The sequence below is a fragment of the Tardiphaga alba genome, from assembly GCF_018279705.1.
GTDB lineage: Bacteria > Pseudomonadota > Alphaproteobacteria > Rhizobiales > Xanthobacteraceae > Tardiphaga > Tardiphaga alba.
Genome location: NZ_CP036498.1, coordinates 2,512,538 through 2,529,901 on the forward strand (window position 1 = coordinate 2,512,538; position 17,364 = coordinate 2,529,901).

Consider the following 17,364-nt stretch of genomic DNA (forward strand, 5'->3'; position numbering starts at 1 on the left):
AGCTTATCTCGCGATGACGACGATCCAGACATCGATGCCGGTGGGGAAGGTGATCCCCAAAACCTCGGCCTGGGACCGCTTGCGGGTGAACCGCAACTGGCTGGCGCTGTGGTTCATGCTGCCGGCCGCTGCCTTCCTGCTGCTGTTTCTCGCTTACCCGCTGTTTCTCGGCGTCTGGATGAGCTTTACCGACGACCGCATCGGCCGTGGCGGTGTCTTTGTCGGGCTCGAAAATTATGAGTGGCTGAAAGACGACAGCATCTTCTGGCTCTCGGTCTTCAACACGCTGCTCTATACGATCGTGGCGTCGGCGATCAAATTCGCCGTCGGCCTCTATCTTGCACTGCTGTTGAACCGCCACATGCCGTTCAAGGCGCTGATCCGCGCGGCGGTGCTGATCCCGTTCATCGTGCCGACCGTGCTGTCCGCCATCGCCTTCTGGTGGATCTACGACTCGCAGTTCTCGATCATCTCGTGGTCGCTGATCAAGATGGGGATCATCGACAGCAACATCAATTTCCTTGGCGACAGCACCTGGGCCCGTGCCAGCGTGATCTTCGCCAATATCTGGCGCGGTGTGCCTTTCGTCGCCATCACGCTGCTGGCCGGCCTGCAGACGGTGTCGCCGTCGCTCTATGAAGCCGCGGTGCTGGACGGCGCGACGTCATGGCAGCGCTTCCGCTTCATCACCTATCCCCTGCTGACGCCGATCATCGCCGTCGTCATGACCTTCTCGGTGCTGTTCACCTTCACCGACTTCCAGCTGATCTGGGCGCTGACCCGCGGCGGTCCGGTCAACGCCACGCATCTGATGGCGACGCTGAGCTATCAGCGCGGCATCCTCTCCGGCCGTCTCGGCGAAGGCGCTGCGATCGCCACCGCCATGATCCCGTTCCTTCTGGCAGCCATCGCCATTTCCTGGTTCGGCATGCAACGCCGCAAGTGGCAGCAAGGTACTGACAATGACTGAAGCCGTCGCCGATACCGCACGCACCGCGCCACTGAAGCTGGACAAGGACGACTCGACGGAGGGCATGGCCTATCTGGAGTCGCTGCCCCAGCGCATCGTCACGCTCTACATCCCGCTCTTCATCATCGTGGTGATCCTGCTGTTCCCGTTCTACTGGATGGCGCTCACCTCGATCAAACCGGACGAGCAACTGATCGACATGGAGCGGTTCAATCCGTTCTGGGTGATCAAGCCGACCTTCAAGCACATCCAGAAACTGCTGTTCGAGACCAATTATCCGCAGTGGCTCTGGAACACGATGTATGTGGCGGCGGCGGCGACATTCCTGTCCATCGTCGCCAGCGTGCTCGCGGCCTATGCCATCGTGCGGCTGCGCTTCCGCGGCGCCGAGACCGTCGGCGCGCTGATCTTCATGGCCTATCTCGTGCCACCGTCGATCCTGTTCATCCCGCTGGCATCGGTCATCCAGGCTTACGGCCTGTTCGACTCGCCGCTGTCGCTGATCCTGGTCTATCCGACCCTCTTGATCCCGTTCTCGACCTGGCTGCTGATGGGCTATTTCAAGACCATCCCGTTCGAGCTGGAAGAGTGCGCCCTGATCGACGGCGCCTCGCGCTGGCAGATCCTGGTCAAGATCATCATTCCGCTGGCGGTGCCCGGCCTGATCTCTGCCTTCATCTTCTCCTTCACGCTGTGCTGGAACGAGTTCATCTATGCGCTGACTTTCCTGCAATCGACCCAGAACAAGACGGTGCCGGTGGCCATCGTGAACGAGTTCGTCGACGGCGACATCTACAAATGGGGCTCGCTGATGGCCGGCGCCCTGGTCGGCTCATTGCCGCTGGTGATCCTGTATGCCTTCTTTGTGGAGCATTACGTGTCGGCGATGACGGGGGCGGTGAAGGAGTAGGACGGAATAAGGTAGCCTGTCGTCCCCGCGAAAGCGGGGACCCATAGCCTCCGTCTTATCGGTTCAAGCCGGAGGAGGAGAGGCCGCAGCTTTATCCGCCAGCTCGGAGGTTATGGGTCCCCGCTTTCGCGGGGACGACAGCCGAGAGAATTGGTCGCACTCACAGCCAAGATCAAGAAAAGGAAACGCCCCTTGCACATTCTCATTCTCGGCGCCGCCGGCATGGTCGGCCGCAAGCTCACCGACAGGCTCATTGCCGATGGCCGGCTCGGCAACACAGACATCACCCGCCTGACGCTGCAGGACGTGGTGGCGCCCGCCAAGCCCAAGACATCGATCCCGACGGAAACCGTCACCTCCGATTTCTCCGATCCGAAGACGGCGCCCGCGCTTGTCGCGAGCAAGCCCGACGTCATCTTCCATCTCGCCGCCATCGTGTCGGGCGAGGCGGAGGCCGATTTCGACAAGGGCTATCGCATCAATCTCGACGGTACCCGCTATCTCATCGACGCCATCCGCGCGGTCGGGGGTGGCTACAAGCCGCGGCTGGTGTTTACCTCATCCATCGCCGTGTTCGGCGCGCCGTTCCCCGACAAGATCGGCGACGAGTTTTTCCACACGCCGCTGACCTCCTACGGCACTCAGAAGTCGATCTGCGAATTGCTGATCGCCGACTACACCCGCAAGGGTCTGCTCGATGGCATCAGCATCCGCCTGCCGACCATCTGCGTGCGGCCGGGCGCACCTAACAAGGCGGCCTCCGGCTTCTTCTCCAACATCATGCGCGAGCCATTGGTGGGCAAGGAAGCCATTTTGCCGGTGTCCGACGATGTCCGTCACTGGGTGGCGTCGCCGCGCTCGGCGACCGGCTTCCTCATGCACGCCGGCACGATGGATCTCGCCGCCATGGGTCCGCGGCGTAACTTCTCGATGCCGGGCATGTCCGTAACTGTGGGCGAGCAGATCGCGGCGCTGGAACGCGTAGCCGGCAAGAACGTCGTCGCCCGCATCAAGCGCGAGGCGGATCCGACCATTGTCGGCATCGTGTCCGGCTGGCCGCGCGATTTCGACACCGCCCGCGCGCTGAAGCTCGGCTTCACCACCGCGGAGAAGAGCTTCGACGATTTGCTCCGCATCCATATCGAGGACGAACTCGGCGGCAAATTCGTCGATTGAGGTCCTGATGCGGATCGCCAGCATCGGCGAATGCATGATCGAGCTGCGTCAGATGCCCGGCGGGCACCTGACGCGGTCTTTCGGCGGCGACACGCTCAACACTGCCGTCTATCTGGCGCGGCTCGGCGCCCGCATCGACTACATCACCGCACTCGGTGATGACCCGCTGAGCGACGAGATGATCGCCGGTTGGCAGGACGAGCGGATCGGCACCGGCCAAGTGCTGCGTCTCAAGGGCAAGCTGCCCGGCCTCTACATGATCGAGACCAATGCCGCCGGCGAACGCCGCTTCTATCACTGGCGCGATGCGTCGGCGGTGCGCGGCTTGATGAGCCTGCCGGAGACGGACGCGCTGCTGGCGTCGCTTGCAGGCTATGACATGGTCTATCTCTCCGCCATCACGCTGTCGCTATTCGATATGGCCGGGCGGGAGCGCCTGATCGCAGCGCTTCAACTCTGCCGCGACCGCGGTGTCCGCGTTGCTTTCGACACCAATTTCCGCGCCCGGGGCTGGCCCGACCTCGATCTCGCGCGCGACGCATTCGGACAGGCTTTTGCCGCATCGGATATCGTACTGGCCTCGGTGGAGGACCTCTCAGCGCTTTATCCCGACGATGGGGAAGACGCGCTGCTCGATCGCATCGATGCCGATGAGGTCGTGCTGAAACTTGCGACTCCTGCGAGTATCGTTCGCACGAACGACAAGGCGACGCGCATCGAGGCGCAGCCTGTGACGGGCACCGTTGTCGATACGACAGCGGCTGGCGATAGCTTTGCTGCAGCCTATCTTCACGCACGTCTCAGCGGCTCAGATCCTGTCGCTTCCGCGAAGGCCGGCCATCATCTCGCCGGCACCGTCGTCTGTCATCCCGGCGCGATCATCCCGCGTGAGGCAATGCCTGACATGAGAGAGTCCACATCATGACCGATATCGCCAAGCGCCAGGACAGCCTGCGCCAGACGCTGATCGCCGCCAAGGTCGTGCCCGTTCTCACCATCGAGCGCGTTTCCGATGCCGTGCCGCTCGCGCGTGCACTGGTTGCGGGTGGTGTCTGCACGCTGGAGATCACATTGCGCACGGCCGCAGCCATCGACGCTGCGAAGGCGGTCATCGCCGAGGTGCCGGATGCCATTGTCGGCATCGGCACGGTGCTGTCTGCTGCTGATTTCGAGCAGGCGCACAAGCTCGGCGCGCGTTTCACCGTCAGCCCGGGCGCGACGCCGGCTTTGCTTGAAGCCGCTGCCAAGAGCGATCTGCCTCTGCTGCCCGGCGTCGCCACCGCCTCCGAAATCATGCAGGCGCGTGAATACGGCTTTGACACATTGAAATTCTTCCCAGCCGAGCAGGCCGGCGGCCGCGCGATGCTGCGGGCATGGGGAGGGCCGTTCCCCGATCTCCGCGTGTGCCCGACCGGCGGTATCACCGAGGCGAATGCGGCAGAATGGCTCAGCGAGCCGACAGTGCTTGCAGTCGGCGGTTCCTGGATATGTCAAGCGTCATATATAAGGGCCGGGGACTGGGCCGGCATAACGGCCATGTGCCTGCGGACGATGAAAGCCCTGTCAAAACCTCTGTCACTTGGCTGAAGCCGCGCTATATCTATCGCAACTGCGAAACCGAAACCGGGAGAACGACCATGACTGCCAGCATCGTTGGTTGGGCGCATATGCCCTTCGGAAAATTCGACGCCGAGACCGTAGAGAGCATGGTGGTTCGTGTCGCCACCGAAGCCATGGCGGATGCCGGCATCAGCGCGTCCGATGTGGATGAAATCGTGCTCGGCCATTTCAATGCCGGCTTCTCGCCGCAGGATTTTACGGCCTCGCTGGTGCTGCAGGCCGATCCCGCTCTGCGCTTCAAGCCCGCCACCCGCGTCGAGAATGCCTGCGCGACTGGCTCGGCCGCCGTGCATCAGGGCATCAAGTCAATCGCGGCGGGCACCGCCAAGATCGTGCTGGTGGTCGGCGTCGAGCAGATGACGAAGACGCCCGGGCCGGAGATCGGCAAGAACCTGCTGCGCGCCTCCTATCTGATGGAAGACGGCGACACGCCGGCGGGTTTTGCCGGCGTGTTCGGCGGCATCGCGCAGAAATACTTCCAGAAATATGGCGACCAGTCAGATGCGCTGGCGATGATCGCCGCCAAGAACCACGCCAATGGCGTTCACAATCCCTATGCGCAGATGCGCAAGGATTTCGGCTTCGAATTCTGCCGTTCCGAGAGCGAGAAGAACCCGTTCGTCGCCGGTCCGCTGAAGCGCACCGATTGCTCGCTGGTGTCGGACGGCGCCGCGGCGCTGGTGCTGACCGACAGCGAGACGGCGAAGACCATGGGCAAGGCCGTCAATATCAAGGCCACCGGCCATGCGCAGGACTTCCTGCCGATGTCGAAGCGCGACATTCTCGAATTCGAAGGTTGCACGGTGGCGTGGCAGAAGGCGCTGAAGTCGGCCGGCGTCACCCTCGGTGATCTCTCTTTCGTCGAGACCCATGACTGCTTCACCGTCGCCGAACTGATCGAATATGAAGCCATGGGCCTGACGCCGCGCGGGCAGGGCGCGCGCGCCATCAAGGAAGGCTGGACCCAGAAGGACGGCAAGCTGCCGGTCAATCCGTCGGGCGGCCTCAAGGCCAAGGGTCATCCGATCGGCGCCACCGGCGTCTCCATGCATGTGCTGAGCGCGATGCAGCTGCTCGATCAGGCGCCAGAGGGCATGCAGATCAAGAACGCAAAACTCGCCGGCATCTTCAATATGGGCGGTGCTGCGGTGGCGAATTACGTCTCGATCCTCGAGCCCGCGAAGTAACGCGGGCTCTGCCGAGATGAATGTCGCACAATGGCTGGCGGCGTCGGCGCGTTTGCATCCGCAGGCGCCGGCGCTGCTGAGTGGCACCACGGTCGAGGCTGACTACGCCACGTTTGCGCAGCGTGCCGCCGCCATCGGCGCGGGGCTGGTGCGTGAATACGGCATCGCGCCCGGCGACCGCGTGGCGCTGTTCGCATCGAACTGCACGCAATATCTCGAATGCATGTATGCGGTGTGGTGGATCGGCGGCGTCGTGATACCCATCAATGCCAAGCTGCATGGCCGCGAAGCCGCATGGATCTGCGACAATGCCGGCGCACGGCTCGCCATCGTGGATGGTGACAGCCACGATGTACTCGTGGCGGTGAAGGAAGACCTGCCGACAGCGATGCAGATGCTGTCGGTGGAGAGCGAGACGTTTCACGACTTGCAGCATGGCGAGCCGACGTCACATGTGCCGCTTGCGCGCGAGGATCACGATCTCGCCTGGCTGTTCTACACCTCGGGCACCACGGGCCGGCCGAAAGGCGTGATGCTCAGCCATGGCAATCTGGTCGCCATGTCCATGTGCTATCTCGCCGATGTCGATCAGGTGCATCAGCGCGATGCCATCCTCTATGCCGCGCCGATCTCGCATGGCGCCGGCCTCTACAACTTCATCCATGTCCGCATGGCCGCGCGCCATGTGGTGCCGGAGAGCCAGGGCTTTGAGCCGGATGAAGTGCTAGATCTCGGCCGGGCGCTCGGCGATGTCGCGATGTTCGCAGCGCCGACCATGGTGCGGCGTCTGGTGGATGCGGCGAAGAAACGCGGCGAGACCGGCGAGGGCATCCGCACCATCGTCTATGGCGGCGGGCCGATGTATCTCGCCGATATCCGCGATGCCATCGCAACCATGGGGCAGCGCTTCGTGCAGATCTATGGCCAGGGTGAATCGCCGATGACGATCACCTCGCTGCCGCGCGCCTTTCACGCGGACGTCGATCATCCGCGCTATCTCGAACGGCTCGCATCCGTAGGGCCTGCGCAGAGCGTGATGTCGGTGCGCATCACCGACGCCGACAGCAAGGTGCTGCCGGTAGGCGAAACCGGTGAGGTCGAGGCCAAGGGGCCGGCTGTCATGCTCGGCTACTGGAATAACGACAAGGCCAATGCGGAAACGCTGAAGGACGGCTGGCTACGCACCGGCGATGTCGGCCGGCTGGATGCGGACGGTTTCCTCACGCTGTCCGACCGCTCCAAGGACGTCATCATTTCCGGCGGAACGAATATCTATCCGCGCGAAGTGGAGGAGGCGCTGCTGACGCATCCCGCCGTGCGGGAAGTCTCGGCGATTGGCGTCGCCGAGCCCGACTGGGGCGAGATCGTGGTCGCCTGCGTGGTGCTGGAGGATGGCGCGGCAGTCGATGACGCCGCGCTGGATGCGCATTGCCTGGCGCATATCGCGCGTTTCAAGCGGCCGAAGCGCTATGTCTATCTCGATGCATTGCCGAAGAACAATTACGGCAAGGTCCTGAAGACCGAACTGCGGGAAATGATGAAGGCGTAGCGCAGCTGCTTAACCCTCCCCTGCAGGGGGAGGGTGGATGCGCACGCAGTGCGCAGCGGGGTGGGGTGGCGGATCCGTCATGAGCGCCGTCGCCTGCGGCTCACCCCACCCCGTCGCGCGTTGCGCGCCGACCCTCCCCTGCAGGGTGTTCAGCCCGGAGACATAGCTGACACCTGTTCGGAGACATGACTGACACTTTTGCGGCGGGTCAAGTCGATGGTTGCGACCTGCCTGCTGCCAAAGAAAACGCCGTATTGGCCATCGATACCGCTCGGGCGGATGGCCAAATGTTCGCCGCGGAAAGCGCGTGGCACGCGCCATGGCTGCCCCTTGAAGCTGATCGAGGCGCCGCGCTGGGTCGATACGCTGCGGACGATGTCGCCCGGGGCGTAGACAATGTCTGCGAGCCGCTCAGGCATCGATCGCAGCGATGGCCGGCACGGCCATGCCCAAGGCCTCATGCGGGCGCTCCAGATTGTAGACGCTGCGCCATGTATCGAAGGCCCGCTGCAATTCGGTGAAGCCGTTGAAGCGACGCACGGCCAGCACTTCGGCCTTCAGCGTGCGATGGAAGCGCTCGTTCTTGCCGCGGCTCTGCGGATGCAGCGGCCGCGCATAGATCACCTCGACGCCGAGCTTGAGCAGCCAGACCCGCAAGCCGGTCCAGCGCGATTGCGAACTGTCGCCCCAGGGCGGGCCGTTATCGACGAACAATGCGTCGGGCAGTCCGTAGCGACGGAAGGTCTGCGTCAGCTGCTCCTGCACGGTCATGCGCTGCTGGTTACTGCAGGCGGCAAGACGCAGGGCATAGCGCGAGTGATCGTCGATCATGGTGAGCGGGTGGCACGGCGTGCCGTCGGCCAGCGGGATATGGCCCTTGAAATCCATCTGCCACAGCGCATTCGGGGTGTCCTTCTCGAAGCGCGTGAACGGCTGCCCCGGACCGTTCGGCGGCACGATGATGCGGCCATGGCGCTGCAGGATCGCATGTACAGTGGAAGCCGCCGGCGGCACGAGGCCGTCGCGGCTCAGGCAATGGACAATCTTGCGTGCGCCCCAGGCCGGATGGGCATCGCGAATGGCGAGCACCTGCCCCTCGATCGCTGCCGCACTGCGCCGCGGGCTGGCATGTGGCCGGCGCGAGCGATCGGCAAGCTCCGCATCGCCGCCGACATGCCGCGCCAACCATTTGTAGCCGACGTCGGGACTGATGCCGAACCGCCGACACAACTCCCGCCGGTTCGCACCGTCCTGCAGCGCCAGCCGCACGAACTCCAACCTCTGATCCATTACCGACACCTCGCACCACGGCATGGAAGCCTCCCAAAAGGAACTTCCACCCAATATGGATGTGTCAGCTATGTCTCCGAACACCTGTCAGTGATCTGTCCGGGCTGAACACAGGGGAGGGTAAGCAAACGCCCGCCATCCCGCGCATAAGGCTCCGCTCCCAGCGCCCTTGCGCCTGTAATCCCGCTGCCGTTAAACCGTTTCCCAATCACACGCTTTTCGGGAGCAAACGGCTTTGGCGGGACCACTTCACGGGATCAAGATCATCGACATGACCTCGGTGATGATGGGGCCTTATTGCACCCAGACGCTGGGTGATTACGGCGCCGATGTCATCAAGGTGGAGTCCCCCGATGGCGACGTGGTCCGCGCGATCGGGCCGATGCGAAATCCCGGCATGGGGCCGATTTTTCTCAATACCAATCGCAACAAGCGCTGCATCTGCATCGACCTGAAGAAGGAAGAGGGCCGCGAGGCGCTGCTGAAGCTGATCGCGACGGCCGATGTGCTGGTCTACAATGTCCGCCCGGCGGCGATGGTGCGTCTCAATCTCGGCTATGATGTGGTGTCGAAGATCAATCCGCGCCTGATCTATGCCGGCGTGTTCGGCTTCAGCCAGGCCGGCCCCTATGCCGCCAAGCCTGCTTATGACGACCTGATCCAGGGCGCCACTGCGCTGGCGGCGCTGAATGCCCGCATCAGCCCCGATGGCGTGCCGCGTTATGTGCCGAATGCGCTGGTCGATCGCATCGTCGGGCTCAACGCGCTCGGCGCGATCCTCGCCAGCGTCATCCATCGCGACAAGACCGGCGAGGGCCAGCGTGTCGATATTCCGATGTTCGAGACCATGGCGGGCTTCATGATGGGCGACCACATGGGCGGGCTCACTTACGATCCGCCGCTCGACAAGGGCGGCTATGGCCGTCATCTGTCGCCGGATCGCCGGCCGTACCAGACCTCCGACGGCTATATCTGCGCGATGGTCTATAACGACAAGCAGTGGAAGAGCTTTCTCAAACATGTCGGGCGCGAGCAGCTGTTCGAGGATCCGCGCTTCGCGACCTTCCCGCAGCGTATCCAGCATATCGATGCGGTGAATGCAGAGCTGTCGCGCATCTTCCTGACGCGCACGACGGCGGAATGGGCCAAGCTGCTCGACGAGGCCGATGTGCCGTCGGCGCCGATGCACACGCTCGACAGCATGATGGAGGACCCGCACATGGTGGCGACGGATTTCTTCCAGCAGGTCGAACATCCCACCGAAGGCGCGGTGCGCAACATGAAGGTGGCGGCCACCTGGTCGAAGACCCCGGTGGATCTGTCGCGTCTGGCCTCGCATCTCGGCGAGCAGAATGCGGAAGTGCTGGCCGAGGTCGGCTACACCGCGGAGCAGATTGCGAAACTTCACAGTGATGGCGTGCTCAAGCAGGCCGCCATGCCCGATACGTCGGAGCTGTGACGCAAAGACTTCTGAGACAAGGATCTTTGAGACATGGATTTCGCCCTCAATGAAAACCAGGAGTCCATCCGCGACACGATCGAGAAGATCTGTTCGCGCTTCGACGATGCCTATTGGCTGAAGAAAGACAAAGAGGGCGGTTTCCCCATCGAATTCCATAAGGCAATTGCCGATGCCGGCTATCTCGGCATCTGCATTCCCGAGGAATATGGCGGCTCCGGCCTGGGCATCACCGACGCCGCGATCATGATGCGGGCGATCTCGGAATCCGGTGCCGGCATGTCGGGCGCCTCGGCCGTGCATATGAATGTGTTCGGCCTCAATCCGGTGGTGGTGTTCGGCACGCCGGAGCAGTGCCAGCGCATGCTACCTGGCATCGTCGAGGGCCGCGAAAAATCCTGCTTCGCGGTGACCGAGCCGAATACCGGCCTCAACACCACGCAGCTCAAGACCCGCGCCGTGCGCAGGGGCGATCGCTATGTCGTCAACGGCCAGAAGGTGTGGATCTCCACCGCGCAGGTCGCCGAAAAGATTTTGCTGCTGGCGCGGACCACGCCGCTGGAGGAGGTGAAGAGCCCGACCCACGGGCTCAGCCTGTTCTACACGGACTTCGACCGTTCGAAAATCACCGTGCATGAGATCGAGAAGCTCGGTCGCAAATGCGTCGATTCCAACGAGCTGTTCTTTGCCGATTTCGAAATCCCGGTGGAGGATCGCATCGGCGAGGAAGGCCGCGGCTTCGAATACATCCTGCACGGCATGAATCCGGAGCGCATTTTGATCGCAGCGGAAGCGGTCGGGCTCGGCAAGGTCGCGCTGAAGAAAGCGTCGGCCTATGCCAAGGAGCGCAACGTGTTCAATCGCCCGATCGGACAGAACCAGGCGATCCAGCATCCGCTGGCGAAGAACTGGATGGAGCTGGAAGCAGCATGGCTGATGGTGCTGTCGGCGGGCTGGCAATACGACAACGGAATGTCGTGCGGGCCGGCGGCGAACTCCGCAAAATATCTCGCGGCCGAGGCGGGCTATCATGCCTGCGAGCAGGCGGTGATGACCCATGGCGGCTTCGGCTACGCCAAGGAATACCACGTCGAGCGTTATCTGCGGGAGTCCCTGATCCCGCGCATCGCGCCGGTCAGCCGCGAACTGATCCTGAGCTTCATCGCCGAAAAGGCGCTGGGGCTGCCGAAGTCGTATTGAGAGAGTGGAGCCGGCATGAGCTACATCACAGGCGTCGGCCTTCTCCCTTACGGCAAGCATGAGGGGTCATCGACCATCGACCTCATGTCCCGCGCCGCCGAACTCGCGCTGGCGGATGCCGGCCTCAAGCGTGCCGATATCGACGGCTTCCTCTGCGGCTATTCGACGACGATGCCGCATATCATGCTGGCCACCGTGTTCGCCGAACATTTCGGCATCACGCCATCCTATGCCCATGCGATCCAGGTCGGCGGCGCCACCGGAATGGCGATGGCAATGCTGGCGCATCAGCTGGTGGAGGGCGGCGTCGCCAAACATGTGCTGGTGGTCGGCGGCGAGAACCGGCTCACTGGCCAGAGCCGCGATGCCTCGATCCAGGCGCTGGCCCAGGTCGGCCATCCCACCTATGAAGTGCCGCTCGGCCCGACCATTCCCGCTTACTATGGCTTGGTCGCCAATCGCTACATGCACGAATATGGCGTGACGCAGGAAGACCTCGCCGAATTCGCGGTGTTGATGCGCGCGCATGCGCTGACCCATCCGGGCGCGCAGTTCCACGATCCCATCACCGTCGCCGATGTGATGGCCTCGAAAACGATCGCCACACCGCTCAAGCTGCTGGATTGCTGCCCGGTCTCCGATGGCGGCGCGGCCTTCGTGGTCAGCTATGAGCCGACCAGCGCGACGAAGATCAAGGTGCGCGGCGCCGCGCAGGCGCATACGCATCAGCACATCACGGCTGCGCCACCATTGTCAGGCCTCGGCGCCGAGATCGCCATCGGGCGCGCGAAGAAGGCGACAGGCATCGCGATCTCCGATGTCCGCTATGCCGCGATCTATGACAGCTTCACCATCACGCTGGCCATGTTGCTCGAAGACCTCGGTCTCGCCGGCCGCGGCGAGGCCGCCGGCAAAGTGCGGTCTGGCCATTTCAGCCAGCATGGTGCCATGCCGCTCAACACCCATGGCGGGCTGCTGTCATACGGCCATTGCGGCGTCGGCGGCGCCATGGCGCATCTGGTCGAGACGCATCTGCAGATGACGGGCAGGGCCGAGAACCGCCAGGTCAAGGATGCCTCCATAGCACTGCTGCATGGCGATGGTGGCGTGTTGTCTTCCCATGTCTCGATGTTCCTGGAGCGCGTGTGATGAGCCAGCTCAACCCCGCTGCCGACTGGACCACCGGCGTGGAGGCCATCAGCTTCCAATGCTGCCGTGCCTGCAACGCGATCCAGTATTTTCGTCGCAGCTTTTGCGCGGTCTGTGGTTCGACTGAGCTCGATGACAAGGTGTCAGCGGGCGAGGGCACCGTCTATGCGACGTCACTTGTTCTCCGCGCGGGCACGCCGGAAGCGCGCGAGCATGTGCCGTATAATATCGTGCTGGTGGATACGGCCGAGGGCTTTCGGATGATGGCGCATGGGCCAATGATCTGGTGATCGGCGACAAGGTGAAGGCGCGTTACGCGCAGTTCACGGGGCGGATCGTGCCGTTTTTTGAAAGAGCTTCGGGGTGAGCGGTCCTCAACCCTCCCTCAAGCGTGGCGTAGCCACGCGCAGTGGGGAGGGTCGGCCGAAGGCCGGGGTGGGGTGCCCGCGTGACGTAGAGTTTGTGGAGACACCCCACCCGTCTCGACTGCTTCGCAGTCGATCCACCCTCCCCACAGCGCGGCTGCGCCGCTTGGGGGAGGGATAAGAAAGATCAGAACGTCACCACACCCCGGATCGACTGGCCCGTCTTCATCAATTCAAACCCCTTATTGATATCGCTGAGCGGCATCACATGGGTGATCATCGGGTCGATCTGGATCTTGCCCTGCATGTACCAATCGACGATCTTCGGCACATCGGTACGCCCACGCGCGCCGCCGAAGGCGGTGCCCTTCCAGACACGTCCGGTCACCAGTTGGAACGGACGGGTCGCGATCTCCGCGCCCGACGGCGCCACGCCGATCACGATCGACTGGCCCCAGCCGCGATGGCAGGATTCCAGCGCCTGGCGCATCACGGTGACATTGCCGGTGCAGTCAAACGTGTAGTCGGCGCCGCCGATCTGGTCGGCACCGGACTTGGTCATGTCGACGAGGTGAGGGACCAGGTCCTTGCCGAGTTCCTTCGGGTTGACGAAGTGGGTCATGCCGAAGCGTTCACCCCAGGCCTTGCGGTCATTGTTGATATCGACGCCGATGATCATGTCGGCGCCGGCAAGGCGCAGGCCCTGCAGCACATTGAGGCCGATGCCGCCGAGGCCGAATACGATCGCCTTGGCGCCTTGCTCCACCTTGGCGGTGTTGAAGACGGCACCGACGCCGGTGGTGACGCCACAGCCGATATAGCAGACCTTGTCGAACGGCGCGTCCTCGCGGATCTTCGCCACCGCGATCTCAGGCAGCACGGTGTAATTGGCGAAGGTCGAGGTACCCATATAATGGTGCACCGGCTTGCCCTCGAGCCGGAAGCGCGAGGTGCCGTCGGGCATCAGGCCCTGGCCCTGGGTCGAACGGATCGCGGTGCAGAGGTTGGTCTTGCGCGACAGGCAGGACGGGCACTGGCGACACTCGGGCGTGTAGAGCGGGATGACATGGTCGCCGGGCTTCACCGAGGTGACGCCGCGGCCGACCTCGCGCACGATGCCGGCGCCTTCATGGCCGAGAATGGCGGGGAAGAGACCTTCGGGATCGGCGCCCGACAACGTGAACTCGTCGGTGTGGCAGATGCCGGTGGCCTTGATCTCCACCAGCACCTCGCCATCGCGGGGGCCATCGAGCTGGACAGTGGTGATCTCAAGCGGCTTGCCGGCGGCAATGGCAACAGCGGCGCGAACATCCATGGCGAATTCCTTACATGATCAAAGTATCAAGGTTGTGATCGCAGCCGGGCTGGCCCGCGCAATCAGCCATTGCCGCTTAGCACATCATGAGGCACTGAGCAGCCCATGAATAAAGAGACAAATGCCCTCATGGCTGCGGCGACACCCGTCGTCTTCGTGCTGCTATGGAGCACCGGCTTCATCGGCACGAAATATGTCCTCAACGGTGCGGAGCCGCTGACCTACCTGACCGCGCGCATGATCCTGGCGGCGGGTATCATGGGTCTCATCGTGGCATGGACGCGTCCGGTCTGGCCGGATCGCGCCGGCATCGGTCACAGCATCGTCGCCGGTCTCTTGGTGCAGGGCCTCTATCTCGCCGGCACCGTCTATGCCGTCGCGAACAAGGTGCCGGTCGGCCTGTCCGCATTGATCCCGGGCCTGCAGCCGATCCTCACCTCCATCCTTGCCAGTCGCTTCCTCGGCGAGCGCATCTCGCCATTGCAATGGGCGGGTTGGCGCTCGGTCTCGGTGGCGTGCTGATGATCCTGCATGGTCGCCCGATGTCGGGCGAGGCGGGGTGGGGCTGGTTCGCATCGGCGGCGTCGCTCGTCGCCATCACCATCGGCACACTCTATCAGAAGCGCTTCTGCGGCGGCATCGACTGGCGGGTCGGCAGCTTCGTGCAGCAGTTCTCGGCGATGATCATGCTGGGCATAGGCGCGTGCCTGCTCGAGACCCGCGTCATTCACTGGAGCGCCGAGTTCGTGCTGTCGCTGGCCTGGCTGGCGGTGGTGCTGTCCATCGGCACCGTCGGGTTGCTGTATTGGCTGCTGCGTCGTCAGGCGTCGAGCCAGGTGGCGAGCCTGTTCTATCTGGTGCCGGCGGTGACGGCGCTGATGGCCTTCATCCTGTTTGGCGAGAAGCTCGATGCGGTGGCCATCGCCGGTATGATCGCCTGCGGCGCGGCGGTGCTGCTGGTCAATCGCGCCAAGGCGTGAGCTCCGTGTAGCCCGGATGAAGCGGAGCGTAATCCGGGGACCGGCGAATTGCTGACGCTCTGAACCCCGGATTACGCTGCGCTTCATCCGCCCTACGGCAGCATCCAGACATGAAAAAGCCTCCGGACTTGGACCCGGAGGCTTTCACATCTGCGAGGAAGAAGGATTACTTCTTCTTGGCAGCCTTCTTGGCCTTCTTGGCAACCTTCTTGGTGGCCTTCTTGGCAGCCTTCTTCACGGTCTTCTTGGCGGCGGCCTTCTTGACGGTCTTCTTGGCAGCAGCCTTCTTGACGGTCTTCTTGGCGGCCTTCTTCACGGTCTTCTTGGCAGCTTTCTTAGCCATTGGTGGTCTCGCTTTCTTGGTTGCCTTCTTTGAAGAGGATTTCTTCGCAGAAGCTTTCTTGGTGGACTTCTTGGCCGGAGTCACTTTCTTCGCAACTTTCTTCGCGGCCTTGGTAACTGTTTCGACCACCGAGGTGGCCGCTTCTTTGGTCGCACCGGCGGCGCTGCTCAGCGCATCCGTCACTTGATCGATGATCGGAGTGTCGTCAGTCATAGCATCCCCCAGCGGTTATCGACTTGCTCACGTTAATCCGATTCGGCGATGTGTTGAAGTGCATGCGATATGCCGTCAACTACTTCGTATCGTCTTATACGCTTTTAACGCACGATCGCGACCTTCTTTGTGGTCGATGATCGGCATCGGATAGTCGCTCCCGAGTTTGATACCTGCTTCCTTCAGCTCCATCGGTGTTGCCGTCCACGGTTGATGAACGAGTTTTGCTGACAAGTTGTTAAGCTCGGGAACCCATCGACGCACATAGTCGCCATCAGGATCGAACTTCTCGCCCTGCAGGATCGGATTGAAGACGCGGAAGTAGGGCGCAGCATCGGCGCCGGAGCCCGCGACCCACTGCCAGTTGGCGGGATTGCTGCCGTTGTCCGCATCGACAAGCGTATCCCAGAACCACGCTTCGCCATGACGCCAGTCAATCAGGAGATGCTTCACGAGGAAGGATGCGACCACCATGCGCACGCGATTGTGCATCACGCCGGTGTGCCAGAGCTCGCGCATGCCGGCATCGACGATGGGATAGCCGGTCAATCCGCGCTGCCACGCCTTCAGCGCCTTGCGATCGGTCTTCCATGGGAAATCGTCGAAGGACTCCTGCAGATTGCGGGTGGCGAGATCGGGAATGTCGAACAAGAGATGACGGCAGAAGTCGCGCCAGCCGAGTTCGCTGAGGAATTTTCCGATGTCGCTTTGCAGTTTCGGATGCTCGTCCGCGGTGAATTGCGCCGCGTGCCAGATCTGCCGGGGGCTGATTTCGCCGAAGCGCAGATGCGGCGAGAGGCGCGACGTCCCGTCGCGGTCGGGGCGATCGCGATCGGCCGCGTAGCCCTGAATGTTCTTGAGGAATGCCTTCAGCAGTCTGTGCGCCGCGACTTCGCCGGGTGTCCAACTCTCGCGAAGACCTCCGGCCCAGTCTGGTTTGCTCGGTTCGAGCTTCCAGTCATCAAGCTTGTCGCTCTTCACCTTGGGCGCCGCGATCAGCTTCTTCGGCGCCGGCACGGGCTTCGCGGGGCCGCCCATCGCGAGGATGCGCTTGAAGAACGGCGTGAAGACGCGCAGACCGCGACCCTCCTTCATGCGAATGGTGTTTGGATGCGTCAGCAGGTCGCCGGCAAAGCTCTCGGTGCCGATATCGAGGTCGGCCAGCGCCTCTGTAACGTCATCGGCGATGGCGAGATGCGGTGCCTGCGCGATTTCGTTCCAGTAGACATGGCTCGCATCGATCTCGCGGGCGAGGGCGGGAATGACCTTTGCCGCGGCGCCCTGGCGCAACACCAGCGTGCCGCCGATGGCATCGATGCGCGCCGATAGCGCTCGTAGCGACTGTGCCAACCACCATCGCGTGGCGCCGCCCATCGGCCGCGCCTGCGGTGCTTTGATCTGCTTGCTGTGCTCGTCGAGCAGATAGAGACAGAGCACCGGCGCGCCGGACCTGGCTGCGGCATGAAGTGCGGGGTGATCGGATAGGCGGAGGTCGTCGCGAAACCAGACGATGATGGGTGCTTGATCGGTCATGTCATCGATCTAACACGGATGCGGCGCGATCGATCCAGTCTCTGATACCGCAACTTGCAACCTTGCAGATGCTGATGCGTATCTGTTCGTATGCACCTTTCAACG

General features: G+C 62.9%; 13 protein-coding genes and 3 pseudogenes. 12 read left to right on the forward strand and 4 right to left on the reverse strand.

Translation table 11 applies throughout. The features are described from left to right. Window positions 1–13: 13 nt before the first annotated feature. The 7 genes from RPMA_RS11720 to RPMA_RS11750 all read left to right on the forward strand — a co-directional run bounded on the left by RPMA_RS11720 (window position 14) and on the right by RPMA_RS11750 (window position 7,412). Window positions 14–970, forward strand: coding sequence for a carbohydrate ABC transporter permease (locus RPMA_RS11720; protein ID WP_211912964.1), 957 nt, complete (start codon window positions 14–16; stop codon window positions 968–970). Beyond that, window positions 963–1,880, forward strand: a complete 918-nt coding sequence (locus RPMA_RS11725) for a carbohydrate ABC transporter permease (RefSeq protein WP_211912965.1) — start codon at window positions 963–965, stop codon at window positions 1,878–1,880. The genes RPMA_RS11720 and RPMA_RS11725 overlap by 8 nt, the downstream gene beginning before the upstream one ends. 192 nt (window positions 1,881–2,072) lie before the next feature. Next, window positions 2,073–3,056, forward strand: coding sequence for a D-erythronate dehydrogenase (gene denD, locus RPMA_RS11730; protein ID WP_211912966.1), 984 nt, complete (start codon window positions 2,073–2,075; stop codon window positions 3,054–3,056). Between the two features lie 4 nt (window positions 3,057–3,060). Beyond that, window positions 3,061–3,981: a sugar kinase gene (locus tag RPMA_RS11735; protein WP_211913620.1), complete on the forward strand. Its 921-nt coding sequence runs from the start codon at window positions 3,061–3,063 to the stop codon at window positions 3,979–3,981. Continuing rightward, window positions 3,978–4,643, forward strand: a complete 666-nt coding sequence (eda, locus tag RPMA_RS11740) for a bifunctional 4-hydroxy-2-oxoglutarate aldolase/2-dehydro-3-deoxy-phosphogluconate aldolase (protein ID WP_211912967.1) — start codon at window positions 3,978–3,980, stop codon at window positions 4,641–4,643. Before RPMA_RS11735 ends, eda begins: the two co-directional genes overlap by 4 nt. 50 nt (window positions 4,644–4,693) lie before the next feature. After that, the gene (locus RPMA_RS11745) at window positions 4,694–5,863 is read left to right on the forward strand and encodes an acetyl-CoA acetyltransferase (RefSeq protein WP_211912968.1); all 1,170 of its coding nucleotides are present in this window, start codon (window positions 4,694–4,696) and stop codon (window positions 5,861–5,863) included. A 16-nt stretch (window positions 5,864–5,879) separates the two neighbouring features. Further along, a complete protein-coding gene (locus tag RPMA_RS11750; RefSeq protein ID WP_211912969.1) occupies window positions 5,880–7,412 on the forward strand; it encodes a class I adenylate-forming enzyme family protein in 1,533 nt (510 codons plus the stop codon). Window positions 7,413–7,561: 149 nt separating this feature from the next. Here RPMA_RS11750 and RPMA_RS11755 read toward each other — a convergent pair. Further along, window positions 7,562–8,726: pseudogene (locus RPMA_RS11755) on the reverse strand (IS481 family transposase). A gap of 247 nt (window positions 8,727–8,973) precedes the next feature. Between RPMA_RS11755 and RPMA_RS11760 the strand changes: the two are divergent. The 4 genes and pseudogenes from RPMA_RS11760 to RPMA_RS11775 all read left to right on the forward strand — a co-directional run bounded on the left by RPMA_RS11760 (window position 8,974) and on the right by RPMA_RS11775 (window position 12,877). Beyond that, entirely contained in the window at window positions 8,974–10,161 is a 1,188-nt protein-coding gene (locus RPMA_RS11760) for a CaiB/BaiF CoA transferase family protein (protein WP_249225717.1), read from the forward strand. 33 nt (window positions 10,162–10,194) lie between these two features. Then, the gene (locus RPMA_RS11765; RefSeq protein WP_211912971.1) at window positions 10,195–11,361 is read left to right on the forward strand and encodes an acyl-CoA dehydrogenase family protein; all 1,167 of its coding nucleotides are present in this window, start codon (window positions 10,195–10,197) and stop codon (window positions 11,359–11,361) included. A gap of 15 nt (window positions 11,362–11,376) precedes the next feature. Further along, window positions 11,377–12,510 (forward strand): thiolase family protein, encoded by a 1,134-nt coding sequence (locus tag RPMA_RS11770; protein WP_211912972.1) that lies wholly within the window; start codon window positions 11,377–11,379, stop codon window positions 12,508–12,510. Continuing rightward, window positions 12,510–12,877 (forward strand): annotated as a pseudogene (locus RPMA_RS11775) (Zn-ribbon domain-containing OB-fold protein). Before RPMA_RS11770 ends, RPMA_RS11775 begins: the two are co-directional and overlap by 1 nt. Window positions 12,878–13,062: 185 nt before the next feature. Here the strand turns inward: RPMA_RS11775 and RPMA_RS11780 are convergent. Continuing rightward, window positions 13,063–14,190, reverse strand: a complete 1,128-nt coding sequence (locus RPMA_RS11780) for an S-(hydroxymethyl)glutathione dehydrogenase/class III alcohol dehydrogenase (RefSeq protein WP_211912973.1) — start codon at window positions 14,188–14,190, stop codon at window positions 13,063–13,065. 105 nt (window positions 14,191–14,295) lie between these two features. On the opposite strand from RPMA_RS11780, the pseudogene RPMA_RS11785 reads away from it, so the two are divergent. Then, window positions 14,296–15,170 (forward strand): annotated as a pseudogene (locus RPMA_RS11785) (DMT family transporter). Between the two features lie 166 nt (window positions 15,171–15,336). Here the strand turns inward: RPMA_RS11785 and RPMA_RS11790 are convergent. Both RPMA_RS11790 and RPMA_RS11795 read right to left on the reverse strand, forming a co-directional pair. Then, window positions 15,337–15,726, reverse strand: coding sequence for a hypothetical protein (locus RPMA_RS11790; protein ID WP_211913880.1), 390 nt, complete (start codon window positions 15,724–15,726; stop codon window positions 15,337–15,339). A 75-nt stretch (window positions 15,727–15,801) separates the two neighbouring features. Further along, window positions 15,802–17,259, reverse strand: coding sequence for a cryptochrome/photolyase family protein (locus tag RPMA_RS11795; RefSeq protein ID WP_211912974.1), 1,458 nt, complete (start codon window positions 17,257–17,259; stop codon window positions 15,802–15,804). Window positions 17,260–17,364 lie beyond the last annotated feature (105 nt).

Excerpts from the sequence above, each read along its gene's own strand:
- RPMA_RS11750 (WP_211912969.1), top strand. The coding sequence starts at position 5,880 with ATGAATGTCGCACAATGGCTGGCGGCGTCGGCGCGTTTGCATCCGCAG.
- eda (WP_211912967.1), top strand. The coding sequence starts at position 3,978 with ATGACCGATATCGCCAAGCGCCAGGACAGCCTGCGCCAGACGCTGATC.
- RPMA_RS11770 (WP_211912972.1), top strand. The coding sequence starts at position 11,377 with ATGAGCTACATCACAGGCGTCGGCCTTCTCCCTTACGGCAAGCATGAG.
- RPMA_RS11760 (WP_249225717.1), top strand. The coding sequence starts at position 8,974 with ATGACCTCGGTGATGATGGGGCCTTATTGCACCCAGACGCTGGGTGAT.
- RPMA_RS11720 (WP_211912964.1), top strand. The coding sequence starts at position 14 with ATGACGACGATCCAGACATCGATGCCGGTGGGGAAGGTGATCCCCAAA.
- RPMA_RS11780 (WP_211912973.1), bottom strand. The coding sequence starts at position 14,190 with ATGGATGTTCGCGCCGCTGTTGCCATTGCCGCCGGCAAGCCGCTTGAG.
- RPMA_RS11745 (WP_211912968.1), top strand. The coding sequence starts at position 4,694 with ATGACTGCCAGCATCGTTGGTTGGGCGCATATGCCCTTCGGAAAATTC.
- RPMA_RS11765 (WP_211912971.1), top strand. The coding sequence starts at position 10,195 with ATGGATTTCGCCCTCAATGAAAACCAGGAGTCCATCCGCGACACGATC.
- RPMA_RS11725 (WP_211912965.1), top strand. The coding sequence starts at position 963 with ATGACTGAAGCCGTCGCCGATACCGCACGCACCGCGCCACTGAAGCTG.
- RPMA_RS11795 (WP_211912974.1), bottom strand. The coding sequence starts at position 17,259 with ATGACCGATCAAGCACCCATCATCGTCTGGTTTCGCGACGACCTCCGC.
- RPMA_RS11790 (WP_211913880.1), bottom strand. The coding sequence starts at position 15,726 with ATGACTGACGACACTCCGATCATCGATCAAGTGACGGATGCGCTGAGC.